Source organism: Micromonospora sp. NBC_01392, from assembly GCF_045040125.1.
Taxonomy (GTDB): domain Bacteria; phylum Actinomycetota; class Actinomycetes; order Mycobacteriales; family Micromonosporaceae; genus Micromonospora.
This window is the reverse complement of sequence record NZ_CP109549.1, coordinates 3,862,801-3,879,216: the sequence shown is the minus strand read 5'-3', so window position 1 is coordinate 3,879,216 and position 16,416 is coordinate 3,862,801. Positions and strand designations below refer to the sequence as shown.

Annotated in this window: 13 protein-coding genes; 12 read left to right on the top strand and 1 reads right to left on the bottom strand. The window is 72.3% G+C overall.

Going from position 1 to position 16,416, the window contains the following annotated elements; genetic code table 11:
- Nucleotides 1–9 precede the first annotated feature (9 nt).
- Nucleotides 10–1,122 (top strand): AAA family ATPase, encoded by a 1,113-nt coding sequence (locus OG767_RS16695; RefSeq protein ID WP_405089395.1) that lies wholly within the window; start codon nucleotides 10–12, stop codon nucleotides 1,120–1,122.
- On the top strand, nucleotides 1,119–3,944 hold the full coding sequence (locus OG767_RS16690) for a hypothetical protein (RefSeq protein WP_405089394.1): 2,826 nt from the start codon (nucleotides 1,119–1,121) through the stop codon (nucleotides 3,942–3,944). Before OG767_RS16695 ends, OG767_RS16690 begins: the two co-directional genes overlap by 4 nt.
- Here the strand turns inward: OG767_RS16690 and OG767_RS16685 are convergent.
- Complete coding sequence (locus OG767_RS16685; RefSeq protein WP_405089393.1) at nucleotides 3,931–4,263, bottom strand: cupin domain-containing protein; 333 nt, start codon at nucleotides 4,261–4,263, stop codon at nucleotides 3,931–3,933. The genes OG767_RS16690 and OG767_RS16685 overlap by 14 nt on opposite strands.
- Before the next feature lie 100 nt (nucleotides 4,264–4,363).
- Here OG767_RS16685 and OG767_RS16680 point away from each other — a divergent pair, with 100 nt between their 5' ends.
- The 10 genes from OG767_RS16680 (at nucleotide 4,364) to OG767_RS16635 (ending at nucleotide 16,402) form a co-directional block, all read left to right on the top strand.
- The gene (locus tag OG767_RS16680; protein WP_199199704.1) at nucleotides 4,364–4,744 is read left to right on the top strand and encodes a YccF domain-containing protein; all 381 of its coding nucleotides are present in this window, start codon (nucleotides 4,364–4,366) and stop codon (nucleotides 4,742–4,744) included.
- 155 nt (nucleotides 4,745–4,899) lie between these two features.
- Nucleotides 4,900–5,670, top strand: coding sequence for an FkbM family methyltransferase (locus tag OG767_RS16675; protein WP_405089392.1), 771 nt, complete (start codon nucleotides 4,900–4,902; stop codon nucleotides 5,668–5,670).
- 225 nt (nucleotides 5,671–5,895) lie between these two features.
- Nucleotides 5,896–6,897 (top strand): LacI family DNA-binding transcriptional regulator, encoded by a 1,002-nt coding sequence (locus tag OG767_RS16670; protein WP_405089391.1) that lies wholly within the window; start codon nucleotides 5,896–5,898, stop codon nucleotides 6,895–6,897.
- Between the two features lie 122 nt (nucleotides 6,898–7,019).
- Entirely contained in the window at nucleotides 7,020–8,699 is a 1,680-nt protein-coding gene (locus OG767_RS16665) for an ABC transporter substrate-binding protein (protein WP_405089390.1), read from the top strand.
- Nucleotides 8,700–8,787: 88 nt separating this feature from the next.
- Nucleotides 8,788–9,876, top strand: a complete 1,089-nt coding sequence (locus OG767_RS16660) for an ABC transporter ATP-binding protein (RefSeq protein ID WP_405089389.1) — start codon at nucleotides 8,788–8,790, stop codon at nucleotides 9,874–9,876.
- On the top strand, nucleotides 9,873–10,850 hold the full coding sequence (locus OG767_RS16655; RefSeq protein WP_405089388.1) for an ABC transporter permease: 978 nt from the start codon (nucleotides 9,873–9,875) through the stop codon (nucleotides 10,848–10,850). The genes OG767_RS16660 and OG767_RS16655 overlap by 4 nt, the downstream gene beginning before the upstream one ends.
- A 3-nt stretch (nucleotides 10,851–10,853) precedes the next feature.
- Entirely contained in the window at nucleotides 10,854–11,888 is a 1,035-nt protein-coding gene (locus tag OG767_RS16650) for an ABC transporter permease (protein WP_405089387.1), read from the top strand.
- A gap of 53 nt (nucleotides 11,889–11,941) precedes the next feature.
- A complete protein-coding gene (locus OG767_RS16645) occupies nucleotides 11,942–12,949 on the top strand; it encodes an ABC transporter ATP-binding protein (RefSeq protein WP_405094235.1) in 1,008 nt (335 codons plus the stop codon).
- A gap of 34 nt (nucleotides 12,950–12,983) precedes the next feature.
- Nucleotides 12,984–14,393, top strand: coding sequence for a GH1 family beta-glucosidase (locus tag OG767_RS16640; protein ID WP_405089386.1), 1,410 nt, complete (start codon nucleotides 12,984–12,986; stop codon nucleotides 14,391–14,393).
- A gap of 125 nt (nucleotides 14,394–14,518) precedes the next feature.
- On the top strand, nucleotides 14,519–16,402 hold the full coding sequence (locus OG767_RS16635) for a ricin-type beta-trefoil lectin domain protein (protein WP_405089385.1): 1,884 nt from the start codon (nucleotides 14,519–14,521) through the stop codon (nucleotides 16,400–16,402).
- Nucleotides 16,403–16,416: the final 14 nt, after the last annotated feature.

Here is a 16,416-nt window from a genome sequence, read left to right as displayed (position 1 = left end):
GCACCCCTGATGTCCGACATGCTCCGCGCCCCCGCCGAGGTCACCTACGCCGACGAGCTGGCCTACCTCGAGTCGGTCGACACCGGGCCGAAGCCGTTCTCCTGGCGCCTGAGCCCCCGCATGGTCCGGCTGTTCGTGCTCGGCTCCGAACGCGCCGACGGCCTCGACCGGGAGATCCCGCAGAAGTGGTTCGGCGACCGCAGCTTCGTCGAACGCAGCATCGTCACGCTCGCCTCCGACCGGGGCCTGCTGCTCATCGGCGACCCCGGCACCGGCAAGAGCTGGCTCGCCGAGCTGCTCTCGGCCGCGATCTGCGGCAACTCCACGCTCGTCGTGCAGGGCACCGCCGGCACCACCGAGGACCACATCAAATACTCCTGGAACGTCTCCATGGTCATCGCCCGCGGCCAGTCCCGCGAGTCGATGATCCCCTCGCCGATCATGACCGCGATGGAGCAGGGCGTCATCGGCCGCTTCGAGGAGCTGACCCGCTCCACCAGCGACGTCCAGGACGCCCTCATCTCGATCCTGTCCGAGAAGTACGTCTCCATCCCCGAGCTGGACCAGGACAACATCGTCTTCGCCCAGCCCGGCTTCTCGATCATCGCCACCGCGAACAGCCGCGACCGGGGCGTCAACGACCTCTCCTCCGCGCTCAAGCGCCGGTTCAACTTCGTCCGCATCCCGGTGGTCACCAACAAGCGCAGCGAAGCCGAGATCGTCCGCTTCCGCACCGAGGAGCTGCTGCGCCGGCACCGCATCGAGCTGGAGGTCCCGCCCACCCTGCTCGACATCCTGCTGCAGAGCTTCGCCGACCTGCGCGCCGCCGCGTCCGCCGCCACCAGCGACGACGAGAAGCTCGAGTCGGCGCTGTCCACCGCCGAGCAGATCGGCGTGCTGGAGGACGCCGTGCTGCACAGCCACTTCTTCGGCGACCGCACCCTGCGCGCCGGGACGCTCGCCGGGTCGCTGGTCGGCTCGCTGGCCCGACGCAGCCCGGAGGACCTGGCCATCCTCAACAAGTACCTGCACGGCGTCGTCGAGCCGCGGGCCAAGGCGGACGGCGGCGAGTGGGACGGCTTCCTCGACGGCGGCCGCCAGGCGATCGCGTCGCTGTCATGACCGCACCCGCCCCGACCGGCCTCTTCGGCGCGCTGCGCGAGCAGCTCACCGACGCCGCCGCCGCGTTCGCCGAGTCCCCCGACGCGCTCGCCGGGATCCTCGCCGGCATGGTCGACGACGTCGACCGGGCCCTCGGCGAACGACTGGAGATCTTCCCGGTCTGCCACCACTCCCCCGCGTCCGCGCTGGCCATGGCCCGGCGACTACGCGCCCGCCCACCCAAGGTCATCTACCTCGAACTCTGCGAGGACCTGCGCCCCCTCCTCGACGAGCTGCGCAACTGCCGCCTTCCGGTGGCCGTGCAGGCGTTCGCCACCGAACTCGACGGCTTCCCCGCCGAGTGGAGCCCGCTGAGCGTCATCGCCCCGATCACCGAGGCCTCCGCGGAATACCAGGCCATCGCGTACGCGCTGGACACGCCCGGCGTCGAGCTGGTGCTGGTGGACCGCTCCACCGACCACGTCTTCCAGTGGACCCCGCGCGACGACCAACCGGCCGACCCCGACCCGACACCGGCCGCCGACGAGGACGCCGCGCTGCACGGCGACGCGGTCGGCGTGGAGATCGGCGACCTGCGCCCCCGCTTCGCCGAACTGGAAGCCCACCTGCTGCACCACGGCAAGGTCCGGCACTGGTCGGAGTGGTGGGACCAGTACGTCGAACGCCCCCTCGCCGACGCCGACCACGACACCTACCGGCAGGTCATGGTGCTGATCGGCAGCCTGTTCCGGCGGCTGCGCCCCACCCGGACGGCCCGCGACGACCGCGACGAGGACCGGGAACGCCACATGTGGACGCGGATGCGCCAGCACCTCGCCGCCTCCGGCGCCGACCCGGCCGACTGCCTCTACGTCTGCGGCGCGTTCCACGCCGCCAGCCACGTCGAACAGTTCGGCCTCGACTCCACCGCCCCGGACTTCCCGATCAGCCCCCGCACCGGCACCCGCTGGCGCTACGGCCTCATCCCGTCCAGCCACTCCGCCATCGAGGCGCAGTTCGGCCTCGCCCCCGGCACCGTCTCCATCGCGGCCGCGAACTGGGCCGCCGCGGTCGGCCGCACCCGGCTCACGCCGTACCGGCTGGCCGGACAGCAGACCGGCAAGAAGGGCCGCCGCACCCGGGCGACCCCGACGGCCACCCCGCCCGACGAGACCGCCGACCGGCTCAGCGGCTTCCTCGCCGCGCCACCGGCGCTCGACGCGCTGGACGAGGCGGAACTGCGCGGCTGGTGCGTCGACATCGTCCGACTCGCCCGCCGCAACGGCTACCTCGCCAGCACCGCCGACGCGATCGCCGTGTTCGAGACCTCGATCCTGCTGGCCAACCTGCGCAACCGGGCCAGGCCGACCCCCTACGACTTCGCCGACGCCGCGGTCACCTGCATCGAGAAGGACGTGGTGCCGGGCCGACGCGACGTCCGCCGGCTCTGCGAGATCCTGCTCGGCGGCGACCGCGTCGGCCAGGTCGGATACGACTCGCTGCCGCCGCTGGCCCGCGACGTGCTCGACCGGCTCCGCCCGCTCGGGCTCGACCTGGAGCGGCGTACCGTGCAGCGGGCGCTGCTCGACCTGCGCGCCGACCCGGCGCTGGAACCCTGCTCCGACCTGCTCTGGATGCTGCGCCACCTGCTGCCCGCCGACGCGGTCCGCCCGATCATGGGCGAGCGCCGCCTCGGCCACCGCTCCACCCAGGAGAGCTGGGACCTCGCCCTCGGCCGCAACCAACGCGCCCTCATCGAGCTGGGCTACGAGGGCGTCACCGTCGAGCAGGTGCTGGAGCAACGGCTGCGTCGCGCGGTCCGCGGCCCGGACGCCACCGCCGCCCGCGCGCTCGCCGCCGTCGAGGACGCCATCCGCCTGCTCGACAGTCCCCGGCTGGTCGACGAACTCGGCGCGCGGGCGGTGGAACTGCTCGCGGCCGAACGCACCGTCGACGACGCGCCGGAGGTGCTGCGCCGCATCCGGCGGCTGCTCGCCCACCACCGCACCACCGCGCCGACGCTGCCGGCCTGGTGTCAGGCGTTCGTCACCACCGGGTACGCCCACTACTGCACGCTGCTGCCCACCGCGTTCGTCGACGAGGCCACCGGTGTCCGCCAGGTCGGCGCCATGCTCGGCTTCCTGTTCCACATGGAGAGCCTCGCGCTGTCGCTGGGCTGCGACCGGTCCCAGCTCGAACTGGCCGTCGCCCAGGCCCACCCCGAGGCGCCGGCCAAGCTGGCGCTGCTCTGGGCCGCCCGCCACCAGCTCGGCCTGCTGCCGCTGGCCCAACTCCGGGAGCACTGCGCCGAGCTGCTGGGCAACCCGCTTGTGGTGCCGGCGTTCCCGCAGTACCTGTCCGGGTTCGTGCACGCGCTCGACCCGGTGCCGGGGCTGGCGCCGTTCGTGGTGGAGACCATGTCGGCCGCGTTCGCCGGACTGCCGGACCCGGTGCTGTTGCCGTGGCTGCCCACCCTGATCACCACGCTGCGGGAGCACGGCCCGGAGCTGGTGCCGCTGCTGGTCAAGGAGGCGGAACGCACCTTCCCCGCCACGCTGCCCGAGCTGGACGCCTGGACACCGCCGTGGGCCGCCGCACCCGCCGCGCCCGCAGCGGCACCGCCGCCGACCCAGGCGGGCCCGGTGGCCGGCATGCTGGTCGCCCGCCCGGACGCGCTGGACGCGGTGGCCGCGTTGCTCGGCTGCGACGCGCCGTGGCGCTCCCCCACCGGGCCCGACCAGCGGACCGGCGGCGGCTCGCCGCTGCTCGCCGCGTATCCGGACACCGCCGACGCCGTGGTGGCCCTGCTGACGCCGGACCGGCCCGAGGTCAGTACGGGGTGACCAGGGGCCGGCTGTCGTCCACGAAGTACGACGAGAGCATCCGGGTCTCGACGTCGCCGACGTTGCGCGCGTTGTGCACGACGCCCGGCGGGATCAGGAACGGCTCCCCGCCCGCCACGGCGAGCGCGGGCCGGTCGTCGAACTCCATCACGATGTCGCCCTGGATCAGGTAGCCGACCTCCTCGCCGGGGTGGCTGTGCCGTCCCGACTGGCTGCCGACCGGAATCTGGAACAGAGTCTGCACGATCAGGCGGCCGGGCACCTCGGCGTGGGCGCGCTGCAACTCGGTGCGGGTGACGCCCTCGGTCGACGGCTCCACGGCGTGCTCCTCTCCGCGCGGCCGACCGGGCCGCAACCCGACGGTAACCCGATCCCCGCCGCGGTTCGGGCCGGTTGCCGGCGGCGGGCACCATGGAGTGGTGATCCGCTTCCTGCTGAACCTGTTGTGGCTCGTCTTCGGCGGCGGCATCGTCCTGGCCCTGGGCTACGGCGTGGCCGCCCTGATCTGCTTCGTGCTGGTCGTCACCATCCCGTTCGGCGTGGCCTCGCTGCGCCTGGCCTCGTACGCGCTGTGGCCGTTCGGGCGCACGCTCGTGCCGAAGCCGGGCGCCGGCGTCCCGTCCGGGCTGGCGAACGTGCTCTGGGTGCTGCTGGCCGGCTGGTGGCTCGCCCTGTCGCACATCCTCGCCGGGGTCGCGCTCTGCGTGACGATCATCGGTATCCCGTTCGGGGTGGCCAACTTCAAACTGGTCCCGGCCGCGCTCTGGCCGCTCGGCCAGGAGGTCGTCGAGACGCCCTGAGCGGGCTGGTCCCGCCCGCACGCCGGGCGGCACCCGTTCCTGCTCGGTCCCTTCCTGACGGGTCACACCCGCTACGGCATCCTAGGAGGATAGTGTGATTGGTGGAACGACCGAATGCCGCTCACGTTCCGGCACGGGTGACTACGGTCGGTGAGGTGGGGGGTCGGGACGGCGTGATCGAGGCGCTCAAGGCGGATCCGGCGCTGGCCGGGCTGCGCCGTTCGCTGGACTTCTACCACGGTGACCGGGCCCGCGAGGCCGCACTGGACGCGTTCTACGCGCCGCTGGTGCGCGCCGGCGACCTGGTCCTCGACATCGGCGCGCACGTGGGTGACCGGCTGGCCAGCTTCCGTCGGCTCGGCGCCCGGGTGGTGGCCGTGGAGCCGCAACCGCTCTGTGCACGGGTGCTGCGCGCCCTGCACGCGGGCGACGAGGCGGTCACCGTGGTGGAGGCGGCCTGCGGGCGGACCACCGGACCGGTTCGGCTGCACGTGAACTCCGCCAACCCGACCGTCTCCACCGCCTCCCCCGGCTTCGTCCGGGCCGCCGGGCAGGCCGCCGGCTGGGCGGGTGAGACCTGGGACGCCGAGATCGAGGTGGCCGGCACCACCCTCGACGCGCTCATCGCCGAGCACGGCGCGCCGGCGTTCGTCAAGATCGACGTGGAGGGTTTCGAGGACGCGGTGCTGGCCGGGCTGAGCCGGCCGGTGCCGGCCCTGTCGTTCGAGTTCACCACCATCGCGCGGGACCTGGCCGGGCGCTGCCTGGACCGGCTCACCGCGCTGGGCTTCACCGGGTTCGCCGTGGCGCTCGGCGACGAGATGGGATTCGCGCTGCCCGGCTGGCGGTCGGCCGCCGAGGTGACGGCGTACCTGTGCGCGGTGCCGCACGAGGCGAACGCCGGCGACGTGTACGCGCGGAGCTGACCTCGGTCCACATCGGACCACCGCTCCGACATCGCATCGACGCTGCTCACCGGCTTGATCCACACATCCGCTGCCCCGCTGCTTTTTTCAGGGCTCGAACTTAGTCATGGTTTGTTACCTGGCCGTTATTGACGTGACCGGCGCCACTTCGGTTGACTGCCACGGAACCGCTACCGCAACCGGTTCCGAAACATCCCGCTCACCCCTGCGACCCGGGAGCGTCACGTGCCGATCACCATCGCCGACGTCGCCACCCGGGCCGGGGTGAGCAAGACGACCGTCTCGCGCGTGCTCAACGGCAAGGGCGAGGTGCACATCCGCACCGCCGACCGGGTCCGCGCCGTGATCAGCGACCTCGGTTACGTACCCAGCGCCCGCGCCGTCGGCCTGGCCCGGGGGCGTACCCGGGTGGTCGGCATGCTGGTGCCGGCGCTGACCTGGCCGTGGATGGGCGAGGTGCTCCAGGGCGCGGCCGACACGGTCGAGGCCGAGGGCTACGGCATGCTGCTGTTCACCTGCACCCACGGCGACGAGTCGATGCGCCGCTTCGCCTCCCAGGTCTCCGCGAAGTCCTTCGACGGCCTGCTCGTGGTCGAACCCGAGGGCACCCTGGACTACATCACCGGGTTGCACCGCCGCGGCCTGCCGGTGATCCTGATCGACGACCGCGGTCACCAGCCCGGCTTCCCGTCGGTGCGGACCACCAACGAGGCCGGCGCGCGGGCCGCCGCCGCGCACCTGCTGGCGCTCGGACGCCGACGACCGCTCGTCATCACCGGCCTGCGCCGGTTCGGCTGCACCCGGGAACGGCTCGCCGGCTTCGCCGGCGGCTACGCGGACGCCGGCGTACCCATCGAGCCGGCGCGGGTGGTGGAGGGCGACTTCACGTTCGAGTGCGGGCGCGCGGCGGTGCGTCGGCTGCTCGCCGACGGCGTGCCGTTCGACGCGGTCTTCGCGCACAACGACCTCTCCGCCGCCGGCGCGCTCCAGGCGCTGCGCGACGCCGGCCGCCGCGTCCCACAGGACGTGGCGGTGGTCGGCTTCGACGACCTGCCGCTGGCCGGGCACACCCACCCGCCGCTCAGCTCGGTACACCAGCCGCTCAGGGAGATGGGCGCGGCCGCCGCCCGGCTCCTCATCGCCCACCTCACCGGCACGCCGCTGCCGGACACCCCGACCGTCATCCCCACCGGCTTCGCCGCCCGCGCCTCCACCCGCGTCACCTGAGCAGTCACCCCCGCCGAACCCGGCGACCACACCGGCGGGCCCGCCCGCCGGTGGCACCACCGCACACCCTCCATCCACCACATCCCGCCCGAGGACATGCGGGACCACCGAGGGAGACCTCCATGAGAAGAAGGCACCTCCTCGCCGTCGCGCTGGCCGGCGCGATGGTCACCACCACGGTCGCCGCGTGCGGCGACAGCCCGAACGCGAACAAGAAGAGCGGCCAGGCCGCGACCGTGCTGAACGTCGGCATGCCCAACGGCCCGCAGGCGGAGAACAACAACCCGTTCCTGACCACCTCGGCCGCGGCGTCGCTGGGCTACCGCTGGCAGATCTACGAGCCGCTGATGATGTGGAACCCGGTCAAGCCGGCGGACCCGTTCAAGCCGTGGCTGGCCAGCAAGGCCGAATGGTCGCCGGACTACAAGTCCGTGAAGGTGACCGTCCGCACGGACGCCACCTGGTCGGACGGGCAGAAGGTCACCGCCGAGGACGTGGCGTTCACCTACAACCTGGTCAAGAAGTTCCCGGCGCTCAACGACCAGGGCGTGCCGTACACGGACGCGGTCGCGACCGGCAACGAGGTCACCATCTCGATGTCCAGCCCGCAGTTCGTCAACCAGCAGAAGGTGCTGTGGCGGGTGCCGATCGTGCCCAAGCACCTCTGGGAGAAGATCGCCGACCCGACCACCGACCCGGTGAAGCAGCCGGTCGGCAGCGGGCCGTACACGCTCAAGTCGTTCACGCCGGCGACCACCACGCTGACCGTGCGGGACAAGGGCTACTGGCAGGACGCGCCGAAGGTGAAGGAGCTGCGCTTCACCTCGTACACGGACAACAGCGCGCAGACCACCGCGCTGGCCAACGGCGAGTCGGAGTGGAGCTTCGTCTTCATCCCCAACTACCAGACCGTGTTCGTGGCCAAGGACCAGAAGAACCACAAGGTGTGGGCGCCGCCGGTGCTGGGCATCCACGGCCTCTACCTGAACACCACGAAGAAGCCGTTCGACGACCCGACGCTGCGTAAGGCGATGAACATGGTCGTCGACCGGGCGGACATCTTCACCACCGCCGAGGCCGCGTACTTCCACCCCGAGGTGAAGAGCGTGACCGGGCTGCCCAGCCCGGCCGGGGACCCGTTCATCGCGGCGGAGTACAAGGGCCAGGAGCACAAGGTCGACGTCGAGGGCGCCAAGGCGCTGCTCACCGGCGCGGGCTACAAGCTCGACGGCACCACGCTCAAGGACAAGGGCGGCAAGCCGGTGACGATCAAGTTGACCGACCCGGCCGGCTGGTCCGACTACCAGACCAGCCTGGAGATCGTGAAGGACAACCTGTCCAAGATCGGCATCGCGGCGACCATCGACAAGGCCAACCAGGACGCCTGGTTCCGCAACGTGGAGCAGGGCAACTTCGACGCCACGTTCCGGTGGACCGAGAGCGGCGCGACGCCGTACGACATCTACCGGACGATCATGGACGGCCGGGTGCTCAAGCCGATCGGGACCGCCTCGCCGGCCGGCAACTTCGGCCGCTTCGAGGACAAGGCGGCGACCGACGCGCTGATCGGGTACGCCAACGCCACCGACGACGCCGCCCGCACCACCGCGCTCGCCACGCTCCAGAAGATCTTCGTCGAGCAGGTGCCGATGATCCCGGTCGGCGCGGACAACATCGGCGGCGCGTACAGCACGAAGAACTGGACCGGCTGGCCGGACGACTCGAACCCGTACGGCGCGCTCCAGCCCACCCAGCCCAACGCGGTGGACGTGGTGCTGCACCTCAAGCCGACCGCCGGCTGACCCGGCGTCGCCTCCCCGGCCGGCGCGCCCGCCGGCCGGGGAGGCGGTGCCCGCCCCTCACCCCGGCAACCCCAGACAGGAATTCGGCATGACGACGACCGAGAGCGCCCCGGCGCCGGCCGACGAGGTGGTGCTGGAGGCCGTCGGCCTGACCAAGCACTTCCCGGTCCGCCGGCGGCTGCGCGACCTCCTCTCCCGGACCTCGGCGGTGGTGCACGCCGTCGACGACGTCTCGATCGCGCTGCGCCGCGGCCGGGTGACCGCGCTGGTCGGCGAGTCCGGCTCCGGCAAGTCCACGGTGGCGCGGCTGCTGGCCCAGCTCTATCCGCGCACCGCCGGCGACATCCGGCTGCACGGCGTCCCGACCCGGGTCCGCGGCGGCCGGCGCTTCCGGGCGTACGTGCGCCGGGTGCAGTTGATCCTCCAGGACCCGTTCGCCTCGTTGAACCCGGTGCACACCGTGCGCTACCACCTCACCCGGTCGCTGCGCATCCACGGCAACGCCGGCGACGGCGCGGACGGGCTGGAGAAGGCGCTTGCCGACCTGCTCACCCGGGTCAGCCTCACCCCGCCCGAGCGCTACCTCGACGCGTTCCCGCACGAGCTGTCCGGCGGCCAGCGCCAGCGCGTCGCCATCGCCCGGGCGCTCGGCGCGGACCCGGAGGTGCTGCTCGCCGACGAGCCGGTCTCCATGCTGGACGTCTCGATCCGCCTCGGCGTGCTCAACCTGCTCCAGGACCTCAAGGACCGGCTGAACCTGGCCATCCTCTACATCACCCACGACATCGCCTCGGCCCGCTACTTCGCCGACGAGACGATCGTCATGTACGCCGGGCGGATGGTCGAGGGCGGCGACAGCGAGACGGTCACCCAGCGGCCGGCGCACCCGTACACCCGGTTGTTGATCGATTCGGCGCCGGACCCGGAGCGGATCACCGGCGCCGGCGGTGTCGCGGCGGCCGGGCCGGACCACGGTGAGCCGCCGAGCCTGATCCGCCCGCCGGCCGGCTGCCGGTTCCACCCGCGCTGCCCGCACGCCATGCCCCGGTGCGCCACCGACCTGCCGCCGCCGATCCCGATCGACGACCGGCCCGGGCACTGGGCGGCCTGCTGGCTGTTCGACGGGGCAACCGTCGCGGCGGCGGAGGCAACCGTGCCCGAGGAGGCGGCCCGATGAGGTTCCTGCTGCAACGGATGGCCTTCTACCTGTTCACCGCCTGGGCGGCGATCACGCTCAACTTCTTCATCCCGCGGATCGTGCCGGGCGACCCGGTGCAGTCGTTGATCTCGCGTAACCAGGGTCGGATCAGCGCCGACGCGATCGCCTCGCTGCGGGTGCTGTTCGGGCTGGACTCCGACCGCAACCTGTGGGAGCAGTACGTCGCCTACTGGGGGCAGCTCCTGCACGGCGATTTGGGCCTGTCGTTCACGTTCTTCCCGGCGCCGGTGTCGGAGGTGATCGGGAGCAGCCTGCCGTGGACGGTCGGCCTGGTCGGCGTCACCACGGTGGTCAGCTTCCTGCTCGGCACCGCGCTCGGCGTGGGCGCCGGCTGGCGGCGCGGCTCGTGGATCGACGGGCTGCTGCCGGCCACCACGTTCCTCTCCTCGATCCCCTACTTCTGGCTGGGTCTGGTGGCGATCGCGTTGTTCGCCGGACCGGGCAGCTTCTTCCCCTCCTCCGGCGGCTACGAGCCGGGGCTGGTGCCGGCGTTCGACGCGTACTTCATCCCGAGCGCGCTCCAGCACAGCATCCTGCCCGCGGCGACCATCCTGGTCTCCTCGATGAGCGGCTGGATCCTCAGCATGCGCAACATGATGGTCACCGTCGCCAGCGAGGACTACATCACGGTGGCGCACGCCAAGGGGCTCTCCGAGCGCCGGGTGGCGCTCAGTTACGCCGCGCGCAACGCGTTGCTGCCCAACGTCTCCGGCTTCGCGTTGTCGCTGGGCTTCATCGTCGGCGGCACGCTGCTGGTGGAGATCGTCTTCTCCTATCCGGGCCTGGGGTTCCAGCTCTTCCAGGCCGTCGGCAGCAAGGACTACCCGCTCATGCAGGGCATCTTCCTGATCATCACGATCTCGGTGCTGGTGGCGAACCTGCTCGCCGACGTCGCGTACCTGCTCCTCGACCCGCGGACCCGAAAGAGCTGAGCGATGACAATCTCCCCGTCGAGCATCGAGCAGGTCATCCCCGGCCAGGGCGCGATGGCGCAGCCGTCGGCCCGGGCCCGGCGCCGCCGGTTCCGCTTCGTGGCCAACGCCAAGGCCGCGACCGGCCTGGCCCTCCTCGGCGTGTACGTGCTGCTGGCGGTCATCGGGCCGTGGATCGCGCCGTACGACCCGGACGCGCGAGGCGCGGACGTGCTCCAGGCGCCGTCGACCCGGCACTGGTTCGGCACCACCCACCTCGGGCAGGACATCTTCAGCCAGATCCTGGTGGGCGCGCGCAGCGTGATGGTGGTGGGCCTGATCGCCGGCGTGCTGGCCACCATCCTGTCCGTGCTGATCGGGGTGACCGCCGGCTACCTGGGCGGCGCGGCCGACGAGGGCCTCTCCGCGCTGTCCAACGTGTTCCTGGTGATCCCGGCGCTGCCGCTGATCATCATCGTGGCGTCGCTCGTCGACCAGGCCGGTGACCTGCTGGTCGCGCTCATCATCGGGCTCACCTCGTGGGCGTGGGGCGCCCGGGTGCTGCGCGCCCAGACGCTGTCGTTGCGCCGCCGCGACTACGTCGAGGCGGCGCGGGCCAACGGCGAGCGGACCTGGCGGATCATCGGCTTCGAGGTGCTGCCGAACCTGACCGCGATCATCGCCTCCGGCTTCGTCGGCACGGTGATCTTCGCGGTGATGTCGGAGATCACCCTGGCGTTCATCGGCATCTCGTCGGTCAGCTCCTGGAACTGGGGCACCATCCTGTTCTGGGCCCAGGGCCAGCAGGCGCTCGCGCAGGGCGCGTGGTGGTGGTTCGTGCCGGCCGGGCTGGCCATCGCGCTGCTCGGCACCGCGCTCGCGCTGATCAACTTCGGCATCGACGAGTTCGTCAGCCCTCGACTGCGCACCGGCGGCCGGACCCGGATCCGCACCGCGGACGGCCGCACGGTGCGGATGCGGGTGGGGTTCACCCCCGTGCTGGCCCCGACGGCGGCCCCCGTCCCGATGCCCGACACCCGAGAGGACCAGACGGCATGAGCGAACGCACCGAGCGGAGCGAGGGCCGTGAGGGCATGCCCGGCCGGCACCGCATGAGCGACCAGGTGCTGGAGATCCGGGGGCTGTGCGTCGACTACGGCGTCGGCGCGGACGCGGTGCGGGCGGTCCGCGACGTGGACCTGACGTTGCACCGCGGCGAGGTGCTCGGCCTGGCCGGGGAGAGCGGCAGCGGCAAGTCCACCCTGGCGTACGGGCTGACCCGGCTGCTGCCGCCGCCCGGCGTGGTCAGCGGCGGCCAGGTGATCTACCACCCGACCGACGGACCGCCGGTGGACGTGCTCACGCTGAGCCCGGCCCGGCTGCGCGAGTTCCGCTGGGCGGAGACGTCGATCGTGTTCCAGGGCGCGATGAACTCGCTCAACCCGGTGCACCGGGTCTCCACCCAGCTCCTCGACGTGATCAAGGCGCACGAGCCGAAGAGCACCGCGGCCGGCCGGCTGGCCCGCGCGAAGGACCTGCTGCGGCTGGTCGGCATCGCCGCCGACCGGCTGGACAGCTACCCGCACCAGCTCTCGGGCGGCATGCGGCAACGCGTCATGATCGCCATGGCGCTGGCGCTGGAGCCGCAACTGGTCATCATGGACGAGCCGACCACCGCGCTGGACGTGGTGATGCAGCGGCAGATCCTCGGCCAGCTCAGCGAGCTGCGCGAGCGGCTCGGCTTCGCGGTGCTGTTCATCACCCACGACCTGTCGCTGCTGGTGGAGTTCTCCGACCGGATCGCCATCATGTACGGCGGCCGGATCGTCGAGGAGGCGCCCGCGGCCCGGCTGTACGCCGAGCCGCTGCACCCGTACACCGAGGGGTTGCTGCACTCGTTCCCGGCGCTGCACGGGCCGCGCCGGGAGCTGACCGGCATCCCCGGCTCCCCGCCGGACCTGCGCGCCATGCCGGCCGGCTGCGCGTTCCACCCGCGCTGCCCGAAGGCGTTCGCGCCGTGCGACGAGCGCCTGCCGGTGCTGGGCCCACCCGGTGTCGACGATCCGACCCGGGCCGTCGCGTGCTGGCTGCACCCGGCCGTCGCCCCCCTGCCCCGCTGAGAAGTCCGAGCCCACCGCTACCGCGAGGAGAACCATGGACACCGACCTCAACCGCCCGAGCGTCGATCAGGCCGACCCGATCGACACGCTGCCGCCGACCTTCCGGTGGGGGGTGGCGACGTCGTCGTACCAGATCGAGGGCGCGGTGGCCGAGGACGGTCGCACGCCGTCGATCTGGGACACCTTCTGCCGGGTCCCGGGGGCGGTGGCCAACGGCGACCACGGCGACGTGGCCTGCGACCACTACCACCGGATGCCGCAGGACGTGGCGCTCATCGCCGACCTGGGGCTGGACACCTACCGGTTCTCGGTGGCCTGGCCGCGGGTGCAGCCGGGCGGGCGCGGGCCGGCCAACGCGGCCGGGTTGGGCTTCTACGACCGGCTGGTGGACGAGCTGCTCGGCCGCGGCGTGGACCCGTGGGTGACGCTCTACCACTGGGACCTGCCGCAGGAGCTGGAGGACGCCGGCGGCTGGCCGAACCGGGACACCGCGTACCGCTTCGCCGACTACGCGGAGCTGGTCTTCGCCGCGCTCGGCGACCGGGTCCGCACCTGGACCACGCTCAACGAGCCGTGGTGCTCGGCGATGCTCGGGTACGCCTACGGCGACCACGCCCCCGGCCGGCGGAACCTGGGCGACGGCATCGCCGCCGCGCACCACCTGCTGCTCGGGCACGGGCTGGCCAGCCAGCGGCTGCGCGCGGCCGCGCAGACGCCGATCGAGCTGGGGCTGACCGTGAACCTGTCCACCGCCGACCCGGCGACCGACAACGCGGCGGACCGGGACGCGGCGCGGGCGGCGGACGGGCTGGGCAACCGGCTCTACCTGGACCCGGTGCTGCGCGGGTCGTACCCGCAGGACGTGATCGACGACCTGGCCGCCGAGGGGGTGCGGATCCCGGTCGAGGACGGGGATCTGGACGTCATCGCCACCCCGATCGACGTGCTGGGCGTGAACTACTACTTCGGGCAGCTGCACTCCGGCGTGGACGAGCAGGGCCGGGAGCGCGACGACGACGGCCGGCCGGTCCGCCGGGTGGTCCGGCGGGACCTGCCGCGCACCGCGATGGACTGGGAGATCGTCCCGGAGTCCTTCACCGACCTGCTGGTGCGGCTGCACCGCGACTACCCGGGCGTGCCGATGGTGATCACCGAGAACGGCGCGGCGTTCGACGACGAGCCGGACGCGGAGGGGTTCGTGGCCGACGACGACCGGGTCGGCTACCTGACCGAGCACCTGCGGGCGGTGGCCCGGGCCCGGCAGGCGGGCGCGGACGTACGGGGCTACTTCGCCTGGTCGCTGCTGGACAACTTCGAGTGGGCGTACGGCTACGACAAGCGGTTCGGCATCGTCCGGGTGGACTACGACACCCAGCGCCGCACCCCGAAGCGCAGCGCGCTGTGGTACCGCGACACCGTCCGGCGGGCGCGCGAGCGGCGCTGATCCGGCGTACGGGGCGGTCGTGCGGGAGCTTCCCGGGCGGCCGCCCCTTTCCTTCATGTCTTGACACAAGCCTGGAACAACGGTTCGCTCATTCACGGATGTCTATTCATCCGGAAGGAGCACCCGTGTCCCCCACCACCGTTGCCCGCCTCGCCGGCCGCGTCGCCCTGACGCTCTGCCTCACCGCCGGCGCCCTCGTCCCCACCACCGCGGCCCACGCCGCCGGTGAACGCGTCGACGTCTGGCTCACCACCACCTCCGACAGCGGCGGCCGGACCGTCACCCGCGGGCTGCAACAGCAGAGCCCACTCGCCTTCGCCGCCACCAGCCCCGGCGCCACCCACACCATCACCGTCGACGAGAACACCCGCTACCAGCCGTTCGAGGGCGCCGGCGCGTCCATCACCGACACCACCGCGTACCTGCTGCGCGGCGGCGGAGTCAGCGCGGCCACCCGGGACGCGGTGATGCGCAAGCTGTTCAGCCCCACCGACGGGATCGGGCTGTCGTTCGTCCGCAACCCGGTCGGCGCGTCCGACCTGTCCCGGCCCGGCAACGTGTCCCTCGACGACACCTGCTGCGACCTCAACGACTTCGGCGCGAACGGCTACGACACGAACGTCGAGCTGCTCACCGCGCAGGCCCGCCAGCTCAACCCGGCGCTGCGGGTGATGGTGGTGCCGTGGAGCGCGCCCGGCTGGATGAAGGACAACGGCCGGATGGACCAGATGGGCTGGCTGAAGTGGGAGCACTACGCCACCTACGCGCAGTACCTGGTCCGGACGCTTCAGGCGTACGCGGCGCGCGGCGTGACTGTCGACTACCTCTCGGTGCAGAACGAGCCGAACTGCTGCCAGGCCGGCAACCCCACCGCGATGGACTACCCCGGCATGAGCTGGAACGCCTCCGGCCTGACGGAACTGACCAAGAACTTCGTCTACCCGGCGTTGCGCGCCGCCGGGATCAGCACGAAGGTGCTGGTGCACGACTGGAACTACGGCGACTACGGCACCATCGGCTCCGGGCTGCTCGCCGACAGCGCGGTCCGCACCGACCCGCTCTTCGGCGGCATCGCCTGGCACGGCTACTTCGGCGACCCGGCGGTCGGCAGCCAGGTGCGCGCGCAGTACCCGGCGGTGCCGCAGTTCAGCACCGAGCACTCCGGCGGCACCTGGATCACCAACCAGCACAACGAGGACATGGCCGACATCGTGAACTACGCCCGGAACTGGAGCCGCAGCGTGGTGAAGTGGAGCCTCGCGGTCAACCAGAACATGGGCCCGCACAACGGCGGCTGCGGCACCTGCACCGGCCTGATCACCGTGCAGGAAGGCGGCGCCCGGGCCGGTCAGGTCGACTACACCGTCGAGTACTACACCACCGGGCATCTGACCAGGTTCGTCCGGCCCGGGGCGACCCGGATCGACTCCACCGCCAACGGCACGGTGCAGAACGTGGCGTACCGCAACCCGGACGGCTCCAAGGCGCTGCTGGCGCACAACGGCGGCACGTCCGCGCAGTCGGTGCGGGTGGTGTGGGGCGGGCAGTCCTTCAGCTACCCGCTGCCGGCCCGGACCACCGCCACGTTCACCTGGTCCGGCACCCAGTCCGGTGGCGGCGCGACGCCGACCGGCCCGGTCACCGGCATCGGCGGAAAGTGCCTGGACGTCACCGACAACACCAGCGCCGACGGCACGCCGGTGCAGATCTGGAGCTGCACCGGGGCGGCCAACCAGCGCTGGACCCGGGCCGCCGACGGGACGCTGCGCGCGCTCGGCAAGTGCCTCGACGTGGCCGGCGGCGGCACCGCCGACGGCACGAGGGTGCAGCTCTGGACCTGCAACGGCAGCGCCGCGCAGCAGTGGACCGCGACCGCCGGGCGGGACCTGGTGAACCCGCAGGCGGACAAGTGCCTCGACGTCACCGGCAACACGTCCGCCGACGGGGCGAAGACGCAGGTGTGGAGTTGCACCGGCGGCGCCAACCAGAAGTGGACCCTGCCGTCCTGACCCCCGGGCGGCCG

Coding starts and splice junctions, on each gene's coding strand:
- OG767_RS16695 (WP_405089395.1), top strand. CDS start 10: ATGTCCGACATGCTCCGCGCCCCCGCCGAGGTCACCTACGCCGACGAG.
- OG767_RS16690 (WP_405089394.1), top strand. CDS start 1,119: ATGACCGCACCCGCCCCGACCGGCCTCTTCGGCGCGCTGCGCGAGCAG.
- OG767_RS16665 (WP_405089390.1), top strand. CDS start 7,020: ATGAGAAGAAGGCACCTCCTCGCCGTCGCGCTGGCCGGCGCGATGGTC.
- OG767_RS16660 (WP_405089389.1), top strand. CDS start 8,788: ATGACGACGACCGAGAGCGCCCCGGCGCCGGCCGACGAGGTGGTGCTG.
- OG767_RS16655 (WP_405089388.1), top strand. CDS start 9,873: ATGAGGTTCCTGCTGCAACGGATGGCCTTCTACCTGTTCACCGCCTGG.
- OG767_RS16650 (WP_405089387.1), top strand. CDS start 10,854: ATGACAATCTCCCCGTCGAGCATCGAGCAGGTCATCCCCGGCCAGGGC.
- OG767_RS16645 (WP_405094235.1), top strand. CDS start 11,942: ATGAGCGACCAGGTGCTGGAGATCCGGGGGCTGTGCGTCGACTACGGC.
- OG767_RS16640 (WP_405089386.1), top strand. CDS start 12,984: ATGGACACCGACCTCAACCGCCCGAGCGTCGATCAGGCCGACCCGATC.